Below are 18708 nucleotides of genomic sequence, written 5' to 3'. Positions count from 1 at the left end.
TCTTATTTTAAAAGTTTACGATTTACTTACTTGGTAGTATGGTACCAGAAACTTCACCGAAACCTACTTTAATCCCATCTTTTTCTGCAAAACCTCGCATGGTGATGGTATCATTATCTTCAATAAAGGTCCGCGTGCTACCATCGCTCAGTTCAAATGGTTTTTTGCCACCCCAAGAAATTTCTAATAGTGAACCAAAAGAACTCTCATCTTTCCCTGAAATAGTACCCGAAGCCATTACATCGCCCACATTAAGATTACAACCGTTTACGGTGTGGTGTGCCAATTGCTGCATCATATTCCAATACATATATTTGAAATTGGAGTTACTGATTATTCTTTCATCAGAGTTTGGCGATGACATGCCAACTTCTAATTGGATGTCATAATTATGCTCACCTTCATATTGTAAATAAGATAGAACTTCTGGTTTTTGTTCGGGACCTTGAACTTTAAAAGGTTCTAAAGCTTCGAGAGTGACAATCCATGGTGACATTGAAGATGCAAAACTCTTTCCTAAAAATGGACCTAAAGGCACATATTCCCATTTTTGAATATCTCGGGCAGACCAATCATTAAATAAGACCAAGCCGAATATATGTTCAGCTGCATTCTTGGTTGAAACACGCTCACCTAATTCGGTACTCTTGCCAACTACAAAACCCATTTCCAATTCAAAATCTAAATTTTCAGAAGGTTTGAACGATGGTAATTCTTCGCTATTTGGCTTTACCTGACCCATAGGTCTGTTAATATTAGTACCACTAACCACAATTGAAGATGCCCTACCATGGTACCCTACCGGAATATGCCTCCAATTAGGTAAAAGTGCATTCTCTGGATCACGGAACATTTTACCAACATTGGTAGCATGCTCTATGCTTGAATAAAAATCTGTATAATCACCCACATGTACTGGTAAATGCATTTTTGCATCCGACTGTGAAACAAAAACTTCTGGATGATTTTTTAACGGAGAATTTTCTAACACCAATAAGCGTTGTACATCCAATCTTACTTTATTGGTTATACTTTTTCCTAAAGAAATGAAATCGTTTAAAGTTGATTGCTTAAAATAGGAAGCATCAACCTCCAGCAAACCTAAAGTTGCTAAAGCTGATAAAGCTACAATTTGTTCTCCAATAGCAATGCCTGCTTTGAGCTCATTTTCACCCACGGAAAAAATCCCGAACGGAAGGTTATAAATTGAAAAATCTGAGTCATCGGGTATTGAAACCCATGTTTTGAGTGTAGTCAAATTTCTTGTTGTTTCATTAATTATACTAACCACCTTGCCTTCGATTGCGCTTAGGGTGACATTCATACGTTTAGAAGTCTTATTTCTCTAACCAAGATTTATAGTAGTCGCCATCATCTAGCTTCATAGCGTTCTCAGTGACCATTAAAGGCTTAAATGTATCAATCATAACCGCTAACTCCTCAGAGCCTTTTTGACCGATACTACGTTCTGCTGCTCCTGGATGCGGACCATGGGGTATACCTGCTGGATGTAAAGAAATATTACCCGGCTGAACTCCATTTCTACTCATAAAATCACCGTCAACATAATACAACATCTCATCAGAATCTATATTCGAATGATTGTATGGTGCTGGAATGGACTGCGGATGATAATCATATAACCTTGGCACAAAAGAACATATTACAAAGGCATTCGTTTCAAATGTTTGATGCACTGGTGGTGGTTGATGAATTCTACCAGTGATAGGCTCAAAATTGTGAATAGAGAATCCGTAAGGAAAATTATAACCATCCCAACCTACGACATCAAAAGGGTGACCAATGTACAGCATTTCATGCATGACCCCTTGCTTCTTTACCTTAATCAGGTGCTCATTGGTGTCACTAAAAGTTTCCAAATTTTGCGGTAGTTTATAATCACGCTCACAAAACGGGGAATGCTCCAATAACTGACCGAACCAATTACGATATCGTTTTGGGGTATAAATAGGCGAAAAAGACTCTGCATACAATATGCGGTTATCCTCACTATCAAAATCAATTTGATAAATGGTTCCGCGAGGAATAATTAGATAATCTCCATATTCAAACGGAATTTGTCCGAAAATGGTTCGTAAAGTACCGGTACCTTTATGAATGAACAACATTTCATCGGCATCGGTATTCTTATAAAAATAATCTCGTAGTGATTTTCTAGGTGCTGCAACTCCGATATGAACATCACTGTTCACCAACAAAGGTTCACGAGCCTCTAAAAAATCATCTTTTGCAGGGGCATTAAAACTTACCAATTTTAACGAACGTATATTTCTTTCTAACGCAATTTTTGGTGAAACATCTGTACTCTTTAAAATCTCCTTGACCATGGTCGGTCTATTGTGGTGATATAATAAAGAGGACATACCATCAAAGCCTATTGTACCGAACAATTGCTCAGAATACAATTCTCCATTCGGTTTCCTAAACTGCGTATGCCGCTTTGGCGGTATTTCTCCTTGTCTGTGATAAATAGGCATATACGTTCGTTTTACTCGAAAATCGAGATTAAATGCTCCGAGGCTTACCTCGAAATTTTAAAGTTGTTTTCTTATAAACACCTCATGGGTTTGCCTAGAGGTAGTTTACTAATTAAAAATGCTTCCTTTAAAAGGAAACTATTCTTGGATTTTCCAGAAATTTATTAAACTTATAAAGTTCCTCTTAATTCTTGCTCTCGTTCGATAGCTTCAAATAGGGCTTTGAAATTTCCTTTACCAAAAGAAGTAGCTCCTTTTCTTTGAATAATTTCAAAAAACATTGTTGGTCTTGATTGTACGGTTTTGGTGAAAATCTGAAGTAAATAGCCTTCATCATCACGATCTACCAAAATACCTAATTTTCTTAAAGACTCAATATCCTCATCAATCTCACCAACTCTTTCTGTCAAGACATCATAATACGTCGTTGGAATAGTAAGAAACTCTACCCCCCTACTTTTTAAATCTGTAACCGTTTTTACAATATCATCGGTAGCAACGGCGATATGCTGTACCCCTTCTCCTTCATAGAATTCTAAATACTCATCTACTTGAGATTTTTTCTTTCCTGGAGCTGGTTCGTTAATCGGGAATTTAATACGACCATTACCATTACTCATCACCTTACTCATCAAAGCAGTAAAGTCTGTCGAAATATCCTTATCATCAAAAGACATAATCTGCTTAAAGCCCATTACATTGGCATAGAAATCTACCCAATAGTTCATTTGACCTTCATTCACATTTCCTACCATGTGATCTACAAATTTTAAGCCAGTAGAAGTAGGTTGGTAATCACTATCCCATTTTTCATAACCAGGAAGGAACGTACCATTGTAGTCTTTACGTTCTACAAAAATATGTACAACCTCACCATACGAATAGATTCCTGAGCTGACTACTTTACCATGTTCATCCTTTTCTGTAATGGGTTCCATATAACTTTTGGCACCTCTTTTCATAGCCTCTTCATAAGCATATGTAGCATCATCTACCCACAACGCAGTAACCTTAACACCGTCACCATGCTTATCGATATGTCTACCTACATCTGTTCCACTTTTTAATGGTGATGTCAATACCAGTCTAATTTTGTCTTGTTCAATTACGTAAGACTCATATACTCTACTGCCAGTTTCCAAACCCTTATAGGCTAAAGATTTAAAGCCGAATGCAGTTTTGTAATAATGTGCTGCTTGTTTTGAGTTACTTACATACAGTTCTAAATAATCTGTACCGTTAATCGGCATAAAATCTTGTGCCTCTTTGTGTTTGTTTTCTTTTACTGTTGAAGTTGACATTGTATATAGATTTAAATTTTTGTTTTATTAATTGTTGCTGATGCAACATGTACGTTAAAAAAATTATGCTGTCGTAGTTTGGGTTTTCATTAAAACCTCTAAAGCAACTAAAAGTGCTTTATTAGCCTCTCTAACACCAAATGAAATACGGACTTTACCAGGAGCTCCAAAATTACCTACTGGGCGCACCATGATTCCTCGTTGTTCTAAAAAAGCCGTGAATTCCATATCTGGAACAGGCGGGTCGATTAGTACAAAATTACCTTGTGTAGGCCAGTATTTTATTTGCAAAGTATCAAGTCCGTTCAAAACGAATTTTCTTTCTTCCTTTACCAATGCAACCGTTTTATTTACAAAATCAACATCTTCTAAAGCTGCAATAGCACCTTCTAATGCCAAAGAAGAGAGTAAGAAAGGCTTGCATATCTTTCGCATATAATTACTAATCTCTAATGGGGCATAGCAATAGCCTACACGTAAACCTGCCAAACCATACGTTTTTGAAAAACTATTAATGGCGATTACATTTTTACCTTCTATAACAAAAGGAAGACCCGATGTGTAATCCTCAGCTTCAGCAAAATGACGATATACCTCATCTAGCACTAATACTACATGCTCTGGCAAACGATTAATAAAATCACGCAAATCCTTTAAAGGGATATAGTTACCTGAAGGATTATTAGGTGACGCAAGAAAAATCAATTTGGTTTTAGTCGTAATTGCATCAAGAATACCTTCTAAATTATAATCATAATCTTCGGTCATGGGCACGTTAATAGCTGTTGCCCCCATCCATCTTGTAAAAGCAGTGTACGGAAGAAAACAAGGCTGACTAACAATCACCTCATCATTCTCACTTAAAAAAGCTTTAGATATCATATCAATAATTTCAGAACCACTATTTGCGGTTATAAAATTATCGGCATCCAACGCCCCATCAAAATCCCTTACTAAAGCTTCTCTTAATCTAATATCTGTATTATCAGGATAGAAGCTCAAGTCGTCTAATGTATTTGCTAATGCTTGCTTTACCTTGGGTGAATACCCTAGCGGGTTTTCATTTGAAGAAAGCTTATGTACTGTAACACCATCTGGCATTACAATCTTTTTTCCTCCACCCTTATAGGTGCTATCTTCTAAAATATACTTTTTAAATCCCAATTGCATATTACTATTAATTTACCTCATTGTCTGAAGTAAAATTACACTTTTTTTTTAATATTGTTGCATTAACAACAATATTAACGATAAACTCCTTTACTTTTGAAAGAACAACTAGAAGATTTATGGACAGGACAGAGGGATTCGGAGTATATATAGACCGTACTCTAAAAAAGGTACAAAGCACATTTTTACAGGTATTTGCAGAAAACAGTATTGATTTAACCATCGAGCAATGGGTGATTTTACAGCGCGTACATTTAGAAGGAAAAGATGCTTCACAAGCTGATATCGCTAAATCTAACTTTAGAAATCGAGCCACAACATCTAGGGTAATTAGCGGTTTGTGCAAAAAAGGCCTCTTACGTAAGTCTAGATTTAGAGATGATCAAAAACGTTTTAAATTGGTAATGACCGAAGAAGGTACTAATCTTATGAAAGAGGTAATGCCCTTTATAAAGGACTTAAGGAAGGCTAGTACACTGGGTATCACCGAAGAAGAATTCGAAATATTCTATAAAGTCTTAGATCAATTGTGGGAGAATTTCGACCAATATGAAGGTAGGTCGTAGCCGTATTTTAGCACATGCAAGAAATAATCAAATTTTTAGTTGATTTTGGTTTTACCAGTCTATAAATTTCACTAAGTTTGCACCCACATTTGAAAAAATAGTGACGGTGGCATAGCTCAGCTGGATAGAGCACCTGCCTTCTAAGCAGGCGGTCCTAGGTTCGAATCCTAGTGCCATCACATCCGAAACCTCTAGTATTTACTAGAGGTTTTTGTTTTTTATAGAATATATGTGATAATTAAATTACTCAAATGTGCTTAGTATGTGCTTAGTTTTTGATTTTAACAGTATTTTAATACATTTTGCTACAAACTGCATTGTTTTTGATTACAATGCGCAGGATTAGACGATAGGCTAGATAATTTTTCATTCAACCCTTAACCTTATTGAGCAACAACTAAACGGTTTAGCAATTCATTTTGATACAAGCTGTCTCATTTTTTTACACTCTCATACTTTTTTTTAGTTCCGTAAAAGGCGAATTACCGGAACTACTAAAAAGAACGACAAATGGAACTGGAAATCAATCTACTTTCATTTCATTCCGTTAGTTCTTTAAATCGGCCGTTTTAAGACACCAGCCAGTCTACATAGTTTACACATGAAATCACAGTGTAGCTCCAAAAATTCTGAACCTTGCCATATGCCAAGTAATTTAAAAAATATCCAGGCTAAAAAAAGAATACATCTTTATTTGAACCATCCTACACAAAATTCATCCAAAATTTTTTGCCAAAAATTGGAATTAAAAATTGTATTTCATCGATAAACCACTACTTTTTATCGATTCATATACATAATTATCTTCTTCACAACAAATAGAGTTTTGTCTTACAACAAAAATTTAGGTTTGCGGTTAATGTTTGTAAGAAAAAACGCAATTCCACTTCCAAAATCAAATTACTTAAATCATGACCGTAAGAAAAATACTCCAAGTGACCATTTTTTTAATAGGTGCGCATTCCTTTGCCCAGTTTGGTATAGGAACAACTTCACCAAACGCTTCGACGCAATTAGAAGTTGTGGCCAGTAACAAGGGGGTATTGATACCTCAAGTGGCATTAACATCCGACGTAGATACCAGTACCATTACCAATGGAAATGTTGAAAGTCTTTTGGTCTATAATATTAGTACGGTATCTGGTCTGACACCCGGGTATTATTATTGGGGTGATGCCAAATGGAATAAATTAGCGACCACTTTAGATACGGCATCACTTACCGTAGATGATAATCTGACATCGACCAGTACAACAAATGCCCTGTCTGCCAACCAAGGAAGTGTTCTAAAAACTTTAGTAGATGTTAATACGGCAAAAACGGGAATTACGGAGGATCAGGCTGATGATATTACTGCCAATAAGACCGGAATAGCAGCCAACCTTACGGCATTGGGCACCAAGGCAGATGCAGCAGATGTGCTGCAACTTGGCAACACAACAGTCTTCACTCCGGATGCCGATTATGAGCCTGCAACCAAAAAGTACGTGGACGATAATAGTGCGAGCGTAACGGTCACCGATAATCTGACCAGCACCAGTGCCACGGAGGCACTTTCCGCCAACCAGGGAAGGGCATTGGACATCGACAAGGCCGCCAAGGCCAATGTTCTGGAACTTGACAACACAACAGTATTTACCCCGGATGCCGACTACGAGCCTGCCACAAAAAAGTATGTGGACGACAATGAAACTACCGTATCGGTCACCGATAACCTGACCAGTACCAGCACAACGGAAGCACTTTCCGCCAACCAGGGAAGGGCATTGGACATCGACAAGGCCGCCAAGGCCAATGTTCTGGAACTTGACAACACAACAGTATTTACCCCGGATGCCGACTACGAGCCTGCCACAAAAAAGTATGTGGACGACAATGAAACTACCGTATCGGTCACCGATAACCTGACCAGTACCAGCACAACGGAAGCACTTTCCGCCAATCAAGGAAGGGCATTGGACATCGACAAGGCCGCCAAGGCCAATGTTCTGGAACTTGACAACACAACAGTATTTACCCCGGATGCCGACTACGAGCCTGCCACAAAAAAGTATGTGGACGACAATGAAACTACCGTATCGGTCACCGATAACCTGACCAGTACCAGCACAACGGAAGCACTTTCCGCCAATCAAGGAAGGGCATTGAATGTTGCAAAAGCCGCCAAGGCCGATGTTCTGGAACTTGACAATACGGTAACCTTTACCCCAGATGCCGATTACGAGCCTGCCACAAAAAAATATGTGGACGACAATGAAACTACCGTTACCGATAATCTGACCAGTACCAGCACAACGGAAGCACTTTCCGCCAATCAAGGAAGGGCATTGAATGTTGCAAAAGCCGCCAAGGCCGATGTTCTGGAACTTGACAACACTACCGCTTTCACCCCGGATGCCGACTACGAACCTGCCACCAAAAAATATGTGGACGATAACGAAACCACCGTGACGGTCACCGATAACCTGACCAGCACGAGCACAACGGAAGCACTTTCCGCAAATCAAGGAAAAGTTTTGGATGAAAACAAACTGAATAATACAATAGCTGACGGCACCATTTTTATAGGAAATGGTTCCGGTATTGCAGCTGCCCAAAATATAAGCGGAGACGCTACGATAACGAATGCAGGCGTGGTCAGCATTTCAGACAATGTCATAACTGGCGAAAATATTGCCTTGGGGTCTGATACTGCAGGAGACCTTATGTACTATAACGGCACGGACTGGGTAAGCCTTAATACAGGTACTGCCGGACAAAAACTGATAGTGAATAGTGCCGCCACTGCACCGGAATGGGCAACGGAAGCGGCCTCCGCTTTGACCGACCTGACGGATGTAAACACGGCAACGGCAACGGCCGGTAATTTTTTGGTGGCTGACGGAACCGATTTTGAATCGGTTGCCATGAGCGGCGACGCTACAATAACTGATACAGGAATAGTAACCATATCGGAAAATGCAGTGGACGGGACCAAAATACAGGTCATTGGAGAGGCCGAGGGTTCCATGCTTTATAATGACGGTACGGACTGGGTAGATTTTCCAAAAGGCACATCTGGACAATATTTAAAGATGAATTCCGCCGGTACGGCGCCGGAATGGGTAACGGAAGTTTCAAAAAGAATTGGGGAATTCGTGTTTGCCAAGTCCGGCAAGACCGAAGCCAATGGGTATTTGGCGGTCTCTCCAGGTACTATAGTGAACGGTGCTACCACCTATCCGCTTTGGGCGTCACAGTATACTGAATTTGTTTCCGGCAATGATATTGTCTTCCCTTCAGACGTTGCAGGTATGTTCATGCGTAACATTGGAGGCAATGCAACAACAGAAGGAAATTTTCAAGATGATGCCACAGCCCAACCCAATACGGCCTTTACGACAAATTCAACGGGCGCACATACCCATTCCTATGGGGATTATTATTATTATGATAGTGGTAATCAGGCAAATTATGCGACTGGATCTGGGGACGATGTTGGGGAAAGGCGGGAAGCAAATAGAACCACAGGTTCGGATGGTAGTCACTCACACTCCGTTACCGGGGGCGGTGATACCGAGACCCGGCCCATTAACCGTGCCTACCAATTATATACTATAATCGACACCTATTGATCCTATATGCCATTTTTGAATTTTATGCCTTTAACTGTAAACAAATGAACCATAGCTATAGATTAATCCTTTTAGTGCTGCTGCTTGGAAGCGATCTGACCGCATACGGCCAGATAAGCAACGAGGGCACCATATCCCTTGCAGAAAACACCAGTATCGTTTTTGCGAAAGACTTCACCAATACCGCGGACGGTATGTTCAGCAATAACGGGGTGGTTCATCTAAAACAAGACCTGATCAACCATGGCGGGTATACGTTTGATGACCCGTTATCGAGCCAATCCATAACCAACTTTTCAGGTGCGGTACCCCAAAATATTTCGGGAGCGCAGATGATTGAAATTCCGCATTTGCAATTAAATAATACCGCAGGTTATCAACTGCTTGCAGATCTGATGGTGACCGAACGAATAGACTTCACAAGCGGCATACTTCATAATCGTGATTTTGGCGGCGAATTCAACGTAGAGCCCAATGTTGACTATACCGGTGCAAGCGATCAAAGTTTTGTAGACGGTACGGTGCTAAAGACCGGTGACGATGCCTTTGATTTCCCCGTAGGGGCAAATGGGTATATAAGACGTATAGGGGTCGAGGGCATAACGGATGCAAACACTACACTTTCGGCACAATACGTAGCACAAAACAGCAATACGGACTATGCACATAACCAAAAAGAAAGCACCATTGTATTTATAGACAATACTGCCTATTGGGATGTAAGAACAATACAAGGCAGCGCGCCCGTAGTCTTAAAACTATCTTGGAATACAAATACGGCACCGACCCAAATAACAAGTTCTCCGGAAGACATTCATATTGTGCATTGGAATACAGGTCAAGCAAGGTGGATAGACTTGGGCGGCCAAGTAAGCCTGAACAATCAGACTGTTACAACTGCGGCCCCAGTAGCTTTTGAAGGTGTTTTTGCGCTAGCGAGCGTTGCCATCGATGAAGATTTGGCAGATACCGATAACGACGGATTACCCGATGTTCTAGATCCGGACGATAACAATCCCGATATCGACGGTGACGGAATTCCCGACGGGGCCGACGTCGATGTCGACGGTGACGGCACCGATGACAATGGCACCGATACGGATGGTGACGGCATCAACGATACCAATGATGTTGATGTTGACGGTGATGGAATTCCCGATAACGGCACGGACAGTGACGGCGATGGTATCAACGATGAAAATGATACCCGTGATGATACCCTTGACACCGACGGCGATGGTGTTCCGGATATTGATGATGCCTTCCCGAACGACCCTAATGAAAGTATTGATGCTGACGGGGACGGTGTAGGGGCCAATGCCGATGTTGATGATGACAATGCCAATATCGGGGAAGAACGGCCCATTACTGCGGCAGATGCCCTTACGCCCGATGGCGACGGAATAAACGATACATGGGTCATCCAAGGCATTGAAAATTATCCGAATGCGATCGTTACCGTTCATAACCGTTACGGACATCAGGTATTCAAGGCCACGGGCTACCAAAACGATTGGGGCGGTAGGTACCGTTCGAAATCGGAAATTCTGCCTGCGGGATCTTATTACTACGTCATCGACCTCAGAAACGGGTCGACCCCGATGGATGGATGGATCTTTATCAACTATTAATCCAACCAATTTTTAATCATAATGAAAATAAGTAACATATATATCGTGCTATTTGCCCTCTTCTCGTTGAACGCGATGGCACAACAGGACCCCAGCTTTATATTCTACAGGTACAATATGAACTTTGTAAACCCTGCCTACGCCGGAGCGGAAAAGAAGACAGAGTTCGGGGCGAACGTACGGAGCCAGTGGTCCGGGGTAAATGGCGCCCCTGAAACGCAAAGTTTTTTGGTCGGTACGTATTTAGGAAGAAGTGTTGGTTTGGGGCTCAGCATCATAAATGACAAGACCTTCATAGAGACCCAGACTTCCGTGGCACTTGATTTTTCCTATCAGGTTCAGTGGGATAGATATACGAACATTTACTTTGGACTTAAGGCGTCGGGCAATTCCTATAATGCGAATACGGATGGCCTGATAACCTTCGATATACAATCAGACCCCTCCCTGATGAACATCGACGGAGGGATAACCCCGAATTTGGGCGCGGGAATCTATTTCCAGAATAGAAGGCTTTCGTTGTCCATTTCCTTACCCAAGATTTTAAAACCAAAAAGATTGGAACAGGACGGCGGATCGGCAAGATTGGGCAGGAACAGATTGCATATGTACCTGATGGGTGCCTATGATATCGAGATCAATGAAAACTTGATATTGAAGCCTTCTTCAATGATCAGGTATGTGGAGAGCGCGCCACTATCCATCGATCTGACCATCGCGCTTCGCTTCAATGAAATATTCGAACTTGGAGCTGCATATAGGCTTGACGAAGGCTTTGCTGGTTTCCTACTCTTTAACCTGGCCGATAGTCTTGATATAGGATATGCATATGAGGCCTCGATAAATTCTACATTGGCAAGTAGTAATAATGGGACACACGAGCTTTTTTTGAAGCTGAACCTGTAACCCGATTAAAGTAATAAAGAACTTACTATTCCTACAATGTTCTATAAAACTGAGTGACTAGCTGCTTCCATAGCCCAAGGCCATAAAGTTTAACTAAATCTATTTTCTACCTCATTCAACTTGTATTTTCAATCCCATTTGTAATTGAACTTTCAAAAAATACCATTTTGCGTAGCTAAAAAAAAGGGATTTGTATGCTAAAGTGACGAGGTAGCCATTTTAAGGATAATTTCTATAGTTCTGCAGCAGCCACGACCGTTTTAAAGAACTATTTTTTACATAAAAGCTTAAATTCGAACAAAGAAAGAAATATTTGGACATTTGATACAAATATAGTACTTTTACTTGTACATTTTTTTGTACATAAATAATAATATTATGAAAGCTATAACAATATCTACTTTAAGAAAGAGTATGAAAAAGCAATTTGATTATGTTTCTAAATCAATGGAAGTTATAATCGTTCCAAGAACTAAAGGAGATGATGCTGTTGTAATAATGTCTATTAGCGAATATAATTCACTGAAAGAAACAGAGCATTTATTATCTACAAACGCTAATAGAAAACGACTTGCAGAATCAATTGAACAAATTTCCAATGGAGAGTTAGTTCCTTATAATGAGGATGAAATTCAACTGGCACAATAATGAACATTGATTTCACCGCACACGCTTGGGATGACTTTACATATTGGTTAGAAAATGATGCTGATACAGCTCTTAAAATAAAGGAGTTGATAAAGGCAATTAAACAAAACCCCTTTAAAGGTTTCGGAAAGCCTGAACCGCTAAAACACGGACTTAAGGGGTTTTGGTCAAGGAGAATTACTGGAGAGCACAGACTTGTTTACCGTGTTTCCGGTAAAAAAGGAATTGACCAGAAATGTACAATTATTCAATGTCGATTTCATTATGACGACAAATAAAAACAGTTGGCTACTTATCTTATGAAAAGCCCCGGCCTAGTTTCTTAAACGGAACGATTTAGGGAGCACTACTTGTACTTCAAACCAGTTTTGTAAAACCGCAGTTCTAGAGGACGCTCCTATTTTATTCTTTTCTTTCCGATTGCAATTTTTTAGTGCCACTTAAATTCTTTTTTTAAAAACATTAATTTCGAAAACCAAAAAAGAAGCAATTATTAATGTTTTAAATAAAAACCTGAAACCAATATTCCCACATATAAAAAATCCTTCCGTAAAGCTACGGAAGGATCAAAGCACCTGAATATTAATTCTATTAAATCGTTCAAAAAGAGAATCCAGTAAATAATCTGAACCCAAAAGCATATAGGACTACTACGAACATGGCGAAACTGAACCATGCAAAAGCTTTGAAATAGCTTTTCACCAGCCAATTTCCCAGTTGCTTGAATCCATTTAGGTAAATCTCCTTAAAAAGTAAAATTGTTTCCATACTAAATTATTTAGGGTTTGGGAACAAAGATATTACAGTAATTTACCTTTTATTTTCTTTTTCTTCAAGATGTTAATAAATGGGGTTTAAACCCCATACAAAATATATTCATCTTGGATTATGGCACTTAATCGAATGTATATCTGTTCTTTATGAATTCTTAGGGAAGTCGATGCAGCAATTATGAACTTTGGATTGCTCGAATCAAAAAACGCGGCTCTGCCAAATTACACCTATCACACTATTGTCTAGATTGCCTTTCGATAAAACGATTTGTTTACTGCTTTTTTGAATGAAGGATCTTATCCATGATACTTTTTGAAAGCGGTTTGTCAAAATGCCCTTTTATCATAGGGTGCCCCTTGGCCCTGGCCCGGTCATTCGAATTTGCAAAGGCGGATAGAATATAGATGTCCGTCTTCTGTAAAGCATTACTGCCAATCTTTAGCTTTTCGAGAAATTCCCAGCCGTCCATACCCTGCATTACCAAATCGAGGAATAATAGATCCGGCACGTCCTCTTCATTATGTAAAGGATCGGCAAACATGTTGAGGACAGCTTCGGCAGTGTCATAAACTATGGTCCTACAATTGGAAATTGATTGTTCTATACAATATCTCGATGCAAATTGCGACACTAAGTCATCATCTATTATTAAAACTTTCAATTCCATATTTGGCATATTTATAGGCTGTAAATATGGGAAAGTTTTAACACTTTAATAGATATTGGGCAATAGAATTCAATTTTTATAGAAATTCTAATTGGTATGGGTTCAAAAGGTCAATATTTTCGGCGAAACAAGCGAGTTCCGTAAAAAGAACCATTAATAGTACTCAAACCATTTTCTTCATTTGTTCTTTCAACTGGCCATTTTATGGACCTTATAATTTAACGTATCTATGTATTAAAGCAAATACTAAAATACATACCTTTGTTTTATGGGAAAGCAAATATGTATTAGATTGGAAGCAGACGCAAAACAAATAATGGACTGTAGGTCTTCAATCGAGGAGTTGGACAGTTCTTTAAGCTTTGTTTCAGAAGTTCTGAACTTGGCTGGAAATAAAGTTAGGCTTCAAATTCTCTTTTTGCTCCAAAGGGAGGAAAGGCTTTGTGTTTGTGATTTAAGTGATATACTGCAAATGAACGTGTCCGCAATTTCACAACACCTAAGAAAACTAAAGGATAGAGATTTAATCTACGCCACGAAGGAGGCGCAGACCATATTCTATGCACTAAACAAGAATAAGATGGAGACCTTACGTCCTATTCTTAACTTATTGAAAAACGAAAATATAGTGGTATGATTGGAAACAACAAATTGATTGGCACGTCGGTTCTGACCGCTCTGGCAGCATCCATATGTTGCATAACACCTGTGCTTGCCTTACTGTCAGGAACAACAGGTTTGGTTTCTACGTTTTCTTGGATAGAACCTTTTAGACCCTATTTAATCGGCTTTACAATTTTAGTCCTGGCCTTTGCATGGTACCAAAAATTCAAGCCCAAAACCAAAGCCGAAATTGACTGTGAATGTGATGATGAGAAACCCAAGTTCATTAACTCCAAGGGATTTTTGTTTTTGATAACATTATTTACCTGTATGATGTTGGCCTTTCCTCATTACTCCCATATTTTATATTCTTCTCCCGAAACAAATAAGGAAATCGTGTATGTAGAGCAATCGAATGTAAAGGAAATCAGGGTAACCATTGAAGGAATGACCTGTACTGGTTGCGAAGCGCATATTGAAAGTGAAGTCAATAAACTAGATGGCATACTAAAAGTCGATGCAGATTACGAAGCGGCGAATACAATCGTAAAATACGATGAAACCAAGGTCGACCTTCAAAAGGTAGAAACTGCCATATTAAGTACCGGATACAAAATAATCAAATAATGGAAGTACAGTTGGAATCTACGATTACCTGCCCTGAATGTGGACATAAAGCGAAAGAGGTGATGACCACAACGGCATGCCAGTTTTTCTACGAATGCGAGAATTGTAAAACATTATTAAAACCAAAAGAAGGCAATTGCTGTGTTTATTGTTCCTATGGAACGGTGGCCTGCCCGCCTATTCAGGAAGGTTCTGGTTGTTGCTAAATAATTTCAGGATAAATTTGCAGACCACTCCCAAGACAGTTATATATTGCCAAAATTTTAGAACTGATGATACCACGAGATTTAAGCAAGGACATAAAAACAAGGCTTCAGAGCATCAGTGGTCAAATAAACGGCCTTATAAAAATGCTTGATGAGGATGCCGACCCCGACAAAATATTGATTCAATTTAAAGCAGCGCGGAAAGGACTTGATAAAGCGCACTTCCTTTTACTGGATGAAACCTATCGAAAGGCTCTGGCCATAAAAATATCCGAGACTGTTGAAGCTTGTCCTGGAAATTGTGGCAATGAAGACCGTATTGAATTCATACGGAAACAATTCCCAAATCTGGAACTGGATACCCTTACCCAACAGATGAAGGAAATAGACGTGCTTAGAAAAGGTATCGAAAATAGTAACGCTGATAATGATTAATCGGCACTATTCCTTATAGCAAAAAATCGTACCATTCAATCTTAATAATTAAAAAGCTTACCAATCGGTAAGCTTTTTTTTGTTTTTTATTTGGAGACCACCCCACTCCCCATCATACCTTCGGTCCGTTGTTTTGATGAATGACAAAAAGGATTTATCAATATTAAATATGAAGGAAATGAAACGTCAAGTAGAAATTTTTAGCGCCAATTGCCCGGTCTGTGACCCGGTAGTTCAAATGATCAATGAACTGGCTTGTGATCAGTGTGAAGTAACCATATATGATTTGGTAAAGCAATGTGATGATAAGACCTGTCTTTCCAAAATGTACGACTACGGCATACATAAAATACCGGCTGTGGCCGTTGATGGCAAATTGTTGGATTGTTGTAAAGATCCGGCCATTACCAAGGGAAAATTGATAGAGGCCGGTATCGGCCAGCAATAGGTAATCAAAATAGGGGTGGCCTTTTTTTTTCAATAATTATCTTGTTACTGTACTAGTGGGATATCTTTTAAAATCCATGAAATATGACAATTCCCAACGTGATTTTAAGAATCATTTTTTTATCGATTTTCAGTCTATCGACATTATCAGCATTATATGCTCAAGGGCACGGGCCGCTTTATGGTCTACAAACCCCTACACTTGCCAAGGGCGGTGTCGATTTAAATGTCGCCGCAATGAGTTTGAGTACAAAAACCGAAACCTCATATATGCTACGTTACTTGTTTTCCTACGGTATTACCGAAGATTTGCAGGTAAATCTGACCACGCCCACAATGATAGAGCGATTGGACAATGCACCCAGAACTCGTGGTAATAGCAATATGTCCGCGAATGGGGATATCGAGGCTTCGTTATGGTACCGATTTTTTTCCAATTCCTTTGGGGTCGGGAAGCGGTTGGAATCTACAGCGATCCTAGGTGTTTCAACTCCTACCGATGATGAACGTGGCCAGGTAAATGTAGGTAATGCCATTCACGGAGCTGTATCTACCGGATATGCCTCCCGCACTTGGTACGCTTGGATAGGTGGTGGCTATCAGTTCTATTTTGAAAAGGACAATGAACAATTAGGAGATCTGCCCTATGCAAGTGTTGTGGTTGGATATCGACCGGATATCTTTATGGGCGATTATCCAAAACCGGATTGGAGGGTCTTTGTAGAATCCCTTGCCGAATTTCCCGGAGACAATCGATATTTGGAACAGCAGGATTTTACCGATTCACGAAGCAAAAAAGTATTGGTCGGCCCTTCCTTTTTGGGATTGTATGGGGCTTGGGGAATTTCATTTGGAGCCTTGTTCCCTGTCGTGCAAGACCTGACCCCAAGTGCAGTAAAGGAAAATTACAGGATATCCATTAATTTAAGTTACTGGCTATAATAGAATTAAATTTAAAAAATAGAAAGATGAAAAAAACGGTGTGTATTGCGCTACTAACAATATTTGGAATTTTTAGTTCCAAAGCACAAATTCAGAAAGTGAACCAGGAAGTTTTTGGGATGGATTGCGCCCCTTGCGCCTATGGATTGGAACGTGGGCTTAAGAAAATGGATGGACTAAAAAATGTAAGGGTAAGTCTGAACGACGGAAAAGCGTACATAGAGCTTTCAGAAAATAACAGTTTAAGCCTCGGTCAAATTCAGGAAGAAGTAAAGAATAATGGTTTCTCCGCTAAAAAAGCGGAAGTGGTCGTTGAAGGCAAATTATTCAATGAAAACGGTAACTTTTATCTTAAAACAGATACAGAAACCTATAGTATCGTCAACGACTCCTCAAACGGTATAAGTTTAAAGCTGAAAACGGGAGCGGTAAAACTAAGCGGAATTGTTGAGGATGAAGAGGACAAAGAACTATCCGGAAATTGGAAGATTACGGTAACGGAAATCCTCTAGTAGTATGGGAAAACTAAGGAAAACTGCCCTTTTGGGAACTAGTCTTTTTACAGCAGGACTTCCCTTTTTATGCTGTTGGACGCCTGCTATTTTAATCGGCGTCGCGGGCTTTATGGGTCTTTCATCCAGTCTGGAATGGTTACATCCGGTCAGGACGTATTTGTATAGTATTTCCTTTTTGACCTTGGGTATTGTTCATTACAGAACCTATCGGAAATCCCAAGTGAGTGCTTTAGAAAGAAGTAAGGATACAAGTGAATGTGGATGTATTCAAACCAATAAAAATTCGACTTACAATAAATGGTTCTTATGGACAACTACATTTTTGGTAGTCATAATGACCCTCATAAACTATTTAATCGATTAGTAATGCTCATACCTAAAACATTACTATTAACAACCATATTTTCGATGTTATTGAGCCTGGAAATGAAGGCGCAAGGTCCTCCTATTTTTACGGATACCCCTATAATGTTGGGTGTACAAGGTCGCGGTATACGTACTTTTGGAAATATTATATCCAAAGAGAATGCTAATATTTATTCACAAATTCTGGTATTGCCCTATAATATTACCAGTAAATGGCAGGTGGTTACTGTCTTGCCTTACGTATCGATTTCTCCTGAAGGAGTCTCATCAAGATCCGGTTTCGGGGACTTAAAGGTATTTACCAAGTATCAGCTGTATCAAAAGGACGGAAAGGGTACGACATTAAGGGGGCTGATCAAACTGACCGAAACCTTTCCTACTGGAAATTCAAGCAAGATGCCCGCATTAGGTTCCGGTGCTTATCAGACAACCTTAAGCCTGGTAAACGGTTATATTACCACTAAGTATGGCATCTATGGAGAAGTGGGATATAATATTTCGGGCAATGGTCTCCCAGACAATCTTATCTATAATATTGCGGTAGGCTTTCCTTTGTTGCCCCAAAAATACCCACCAAACCAGCTAAATGTTTTTTTGGAGCTTAACGGGAATTATGTATTCGATGATGTGAGAAACAATATATTTTTATCTCCGGGCATTCAATATATAGCGGGAAGAAAATTACTTTTTGAATCGGGCATTCAAATACCATTGGCAGATGCAGCCCCAAACAACCAACAAACAAACTACATTTTGAGAATAGGAACGAGAATATTGATTTTTTAAAAATAA

21 protein-coding genes and 1 tRNA gene are annotated in these 18708 nt (G+C 39.5%); 16 read left to right on the top strand and 6 right to left on the bottom strand.

The genetic code is table 11. The annotated features are described in order from the left end of the window. Positions 1 to 22: 22 nt before the first annotated feature. From fahA to AAC084_RS10970, 4 genes are all read right to left on the bottom strand, one after another. Positions 23 to 1324 (bottom strand): fumarylacetoacetase, encoded by a 1302-nt coding sequence (fahA, locus tag AAC084_RS10985; protein WP_339840227.1) that lies wholly within the window; start codon positions 1322 to 1324, stop codon positions 23 to 25. 13 nt (positions 1325 to 1337) lie between these two features. Further along, a complete protein-coding gene (locus AAC084_RS10980) occupies positions 1338 to 2498 on the bottom strand; it encodes a homogentisate 1,2-dioxygenase (protein ID WP_339840226.1) in 1161 nt (386 codons plus the stop codon). A 170-nt stretch (positions 2499 to 2668) separates the two neighbouring features. Then, entirely contained in the window at positions 2669 to 3799 is a 1131-nt protein-coding gene (gene hppD / locus AAC084_RS10975) for a 4-hydroxyphenylpyruvate dioxygenase (RefSeq protein ID WP_339840225.1), read from the bottom strand. 63 nt (positions 3800 to 3862) lie between these two features. Then, positions 3863 to 4969, bottom strand: a complete 1107-nt coding sequence (locus AAC084_RS10970) for a histidinol-phosphate transaminase (RefSeq protein ID WP_339840224.1) — start codon at positions 4967 to 4969, stop codon at positions 3863 to 3865. A 119-nt stretch (positions 4970 to 5088) separates the two neighbouring features. Between AAC084_RS10970 and AAC084_RS10965 the strand changes: the two genes are divergently transcribed. The 7 genes from AAC084_RS10965 to AAC084_RS10935 all read left to right on the top strand — a co-directional run bounded on the left by AAC084_RS10965 (position 5089) and on the right by AAC084_RS10935 (position 12612). Beyond that, positions 5089 to 5535: a MarR family winged helix-turn-helix transcriptional regulator gene (locus AAC084_RS10965; protein WP_339840223.1), complete on the top strand. Its 447-nt coding sequence runs from the start codon at positions 5089 to 5091 to the stop codon at positions 5533 to 5535. 105 nt (positions 5536 to 5640) lie between these two features. Further along, positions 5641 to 5714, top strand: a tRNA-Arg gene (locus tag AAC084_RS10960). 732 nt (positions 5715 to 6446) lie between these two features. Continuing rightward, complete coding sequence (locus AAC084_RS10955; RefSeq protein ID WP_339840222.1) at positions 6447 to 9149, top strand: hypothetical protein; 2703 nt, start codon at positions 6447 to 6449, stop codon at positions 9147 to 9149. A gap of 44 nt (positions 9150 to 9193) precedes the next feature. Continuing rightward, a complete protein-coding gene (locus AAC084_RS10950; protein ID WP_339840221.1) occupies positions 9194 to 10780 on the top strand; it encodes a gliding motility-associated C-terminal domain-containing protein in 1587 nt (528 codons plus the stop codon). A 21-nt stretch (positions 10781 to 10801) separates the two neighbouring features. Next, on the top strand, positions 10802 to 11686 hold the full coding sequence (locus AAC084_RS10945) for a type IX secretion system membrane protein PorP/SprF (RefSeq protein WP_339840220.1): 885 nt from the start codon (positions 10802 to 10804) through the stop codon (positions 11684 to 11686). Positions 11687 to 12064: 378 nt separating this feature from the next. Continuing rightward, entirely contained in the window at positions 12065 to 12334 is a 270-nt protein-coding gene (locus tag AAC084_RS10940) for a type II toxin-antitoxin system Phd/YefM family antitoxin (protein ID WP_247097545.1), read from the top strand. Further along, complete coding sequence (locus AAC084_RS10935) at positions 12334 to 12612, top strand: Txe/YoeB family addiction module toxin (protein WP_339840219.1); 279 nt, start codon at positions 12334 to 12336, stop codon at positions 12610 to 12612. Before AAC084_RS10940 ends, AAC084_RS10935 begins: the two co-directional genes overlap by 1 nt. A 322-nt stretch (positions 12613 to 12934) precedes the next feature. Here AAC084_RS10935 and AAC084_RS10930 read toward each other — a convergent pair whose 3' ends face one another. Together AAC084_RS10930 and AAC084_RS10925 are read right to left on the bottom strand one after the other, a co-directional pair. Beyond that, positions 12935 to 13102 carry a DUF6747 family protein gene (locus tag AAC084_RS10930; protein ID WP_339840218.1) on the bottom strand — a complete coding sequence of 56 codons (168 nt, stop codon included), beginning with the start codon at positions 13100 to 13102 and terminating at the stop codon, positions 12935 to 12937. A 277-nt stretch (positions 13103 to 13379) separates the two neighbouring features. Beyond that, positions 13380 to 13775: a response regulator gene (locus AAC084_RS10925; RefSeq protein WP_339840217.1), complete on the bottom strand. Its 396-nt coding sequence runs from the start codon at positions 13773 to 13775 to the stop codon at positions 13380 to 13382. Positions 13776 to 14043: 268 nt separating this feature from the next. Between AAC084_RS10925 and AAC084_RS10920 the strand changes: the two genes are divergently transcribed. The 9 genes from AAC084_RS10920 (at position 14044) to AAC084_RS10880 (ending at position 18702) form a co-directional block, all read left to right on the top strand. Further along, entirely contained in the window at positions 14044 to 14412 is a 369-nt protein-coding gene (locus tag AAC084_RS10920) for a metalloregulator ArsR/SmtB family transcription factor (protein ID WP_339840216.1), read from the top strand. Beyond that, complete coding sequence (gene merTP, locus AAC084_RS10915) at positions 14409 to 15005, top strand: mercuric transport protein MerTP (RefSeq protein ID WP_339840215.1); 597 nt, start codon at positions 14409 to 14411, stop codon at positions 15003 to 15005. The genes AAC084_RS10920 and merTP overlap by 4 nt, the downstream gene beginning before the upstream one ends. Further along, entirely contained in the window at positions 15005 to 15211 is a 207-nt protein-coding gene (locus AAC084_RS10910) for a GDCCVxC domain-containing (seleno)protein (protein ID WP_339840214.1), read from the top strand. Before merTP ends, AAC084_RS10910 begins: the two co-directional genes overlap by 1 nt. Before the next feature lie 66 nt (positions 15212 to 15277). Continuing rightward, positions 15278 to 15646, top strand: coding sequence for a metal-sensitive transcriptional regulator (locus AAC084_RS10905; protein ID WP_339840213.1), 369 nt, complete (start codon positions 15278 to 15280; stop codon positions 15644 to 15646). 178 nt (positions 15647 to 15824) lie between these two features. Continuing rightward, positions 15825 to 16094 (top strand): thioredoxin family protein, encoded by a 270-nt coding sequence (locus AAC084_RS10900; protein WP_339840212.1) that lies wholly within the window; start codon positions 15825 to 15827, stop codon positions 16092 to 16094. 383 nt (positions 16095 to 16477) lie between these two features. Then, on the top strand, positions 16478 to 17035 hold the full coding sequence (locus AAC084_RS10895) for a hypothetical protein (protein ID WP_339840211.1): 558 nt from the start codon (positions 16478 to 16480) through the stop codon (positions 17033 to 17035). A 98-nt stretch (positions 17036 to 17133) separates the two neighbouring features. After that, a complete protein-coding gene (locus AAC084_RS10890) occupies positions 17134 to 17547 on the top strand; it encodes a heavy metal-associated domain-containing protein (protein WP_339840210.1) in 414 nt (137 codons plus the stop codon). Between the two features lie 4 nt (positions 17548 to 17551). Beyond that, positions 17552 to 17914, top strand: a complete 363-nt coding sequence (locus tag AAC084_RS10885) for a hypothetical protein (RefSeq protein ID WP_339840209.1) — start codon at positions 17552 to 17554, stop codon at positions 17912 to 17914. Continuing rightward, on the top strand, positions 17857 to 18702 hold the full coding sequence (locus AAC084_RS10880; protein ID WP_339840208.1) for a hypothetical protein: 846 nt from the start codon (positions 17857 to 17859) through the stop codon (positions 18700 to 18702). Before AAC084_RS10885 ends, AAC084_RS10880 begins: the two co-directional genes overlap by 58 nt. Positions 18703 to 18708 lie beyond the last annotated feature (6 nt).

The sequence above is a fragment of the uncultured Maribacter sp. genome, assembly GCF_963977385.1.
GTDB lineage: Bacteria > Bacteroidota > Bacteroidia > Flavobacteriales > Flavobacteriaceae > Maribacter.
This window is presented reverse-complemented; position numbering and strand designations above follow the sequence as displayed.

Bases quoted from the DNA above. Each gene is read 5' to 3' on its own strand.
- AAC084_RS10885 (WP_339840209.1), top strand. From the start codon at position 17,552: ATGGGAAAACTAAGGAAAACTGCCCTTTTGGGAACTAGTCTTTTTACA.
- AAC084_RS10940 (WP_247097545.1), top strand. From the start codon at position 12,065: ATGAAAGCTATAACAATATCTACTTTAAGAAAGAGTATGAAAAAGCAA.
- AAC084_RS10920 (WP_339840216.1), top strand. From the start codon at position 14,044: ATGGGAAAGCAAATATGTATTAGATTGGAAGCAGACGCAAAACAAATA.
- AAC084_RS10965 (WP_339840223.1), top strand. From the start codon at position 5,089: ATGGACAGGACAGAGGGATTCGGAGTATATATAGACCGTACTCTAAAA.
- AAC084_RS10950 (WP_339840221.1), top strand. From the start codon at position 9,194: ATGAACCATAGCTATAGATTAATCCTTTTAGTGCTGCTGCTTGGAAGC.
- merTP (WP_339840215.1), top strand. From the start codon at position 14,409: ATGATTGGAAACAACAAATTGATTGGCACGTCGGTTCTGACCGCTCTG.
- AAC084_RS10930 (WP_339840218.1), bottom strand. From the start codon at position 13,102: ATGGAAACAATTTTACTTTTTAAGGAGATTTACCTAAATGGATTCAAG.
- fahA (WP_339840227.1), bottom strand. From the start codon at position 1,324: ATGAATGTCACCCTAAGCGCAATCGAAGGCAAGGTGGTTAGTATAATT.
- hppD (WP_339840225.1), bottom strand. From the start codon at position 3,799: ATGTCAACTTCAACAGTAAAAGAAAACAAACACAAAGAGGCACAAGAT.
- AAC084_RS10980 (WP_339840226.1), bottom strand. From the start codon at position 2,498: ATGCCTATTTATCACAGACAAGGAGAAATACCGCCAAAGCGGCATACG.
- AAC084_RS10925 (WP_339840217.1), bottom strand. From the start codon at position 13,775: ATGGAATTGAAAGTTTTAATAATAGATGATGACTTAGTGTCGCAATTT.
- AAC084_RS10905 (WP_339840213.1), top strand. From the start codon at position 15,278: ATGATACCACGAGATTTAAGCAAGGACATAAAAACAAGGCTTCAGAGC.
- AAC084_RS10945 (WP_339840220.1), top strand. From the start codon at position 10,802: ATGAAAATAAGTAACATATATATCGTGCTATTTGCCCTCTTCTCGTTG.
- AAC084_RS10970 (WP_339840224.1), bottom strand. From the start codon at position 4,969: ATGCAATTGGGATTTAAAAAGTATATTTTAGAAGATAGCACCTATAAG.
- AAC084_RS10900 (WP_339840212.1), top strand. From the start codon at position 15,825: ATGAAACGTCAAGTAGAAATTTTTAGCGCCAATTGCCCGGTCTGTGAC.
- AAC084_RS10895 (WP_339840211.1), top strand. From the start codon at position 16,478: ATGTCCGCGAATGGGGATATCGAGGCTTCGTTATGGTACCGATTTTTT.
- AAC084_RS10910 (WP_339840214.1), top strand. From the start codon at position 15,005: ATGGAAGTACAGTTGGAATCTACGATTACCTGCCCTGAATGTGGACAT.
- AAC084_RS10935 (WP_339840219.1), top strand. From the start codon at position 12,334: ATGAACATTGATTTCACCGCACACGCTTGGGATGACTTTACATATTGG.
- AAC084_RS10955 (WP_339840222.1), top strand. From the start codon at position 6,447: ATGACCGTAAGAAAAATACTCCAAGTGACCATTTTTTTAATAGGTGCG.
- AAC084_RS10880 (WP_339840208.1), top strand. From the start codon at position 17,857: ATGGACAACTACATTTTTGGTAGTCATAATGACCCTCATAAACTATTT.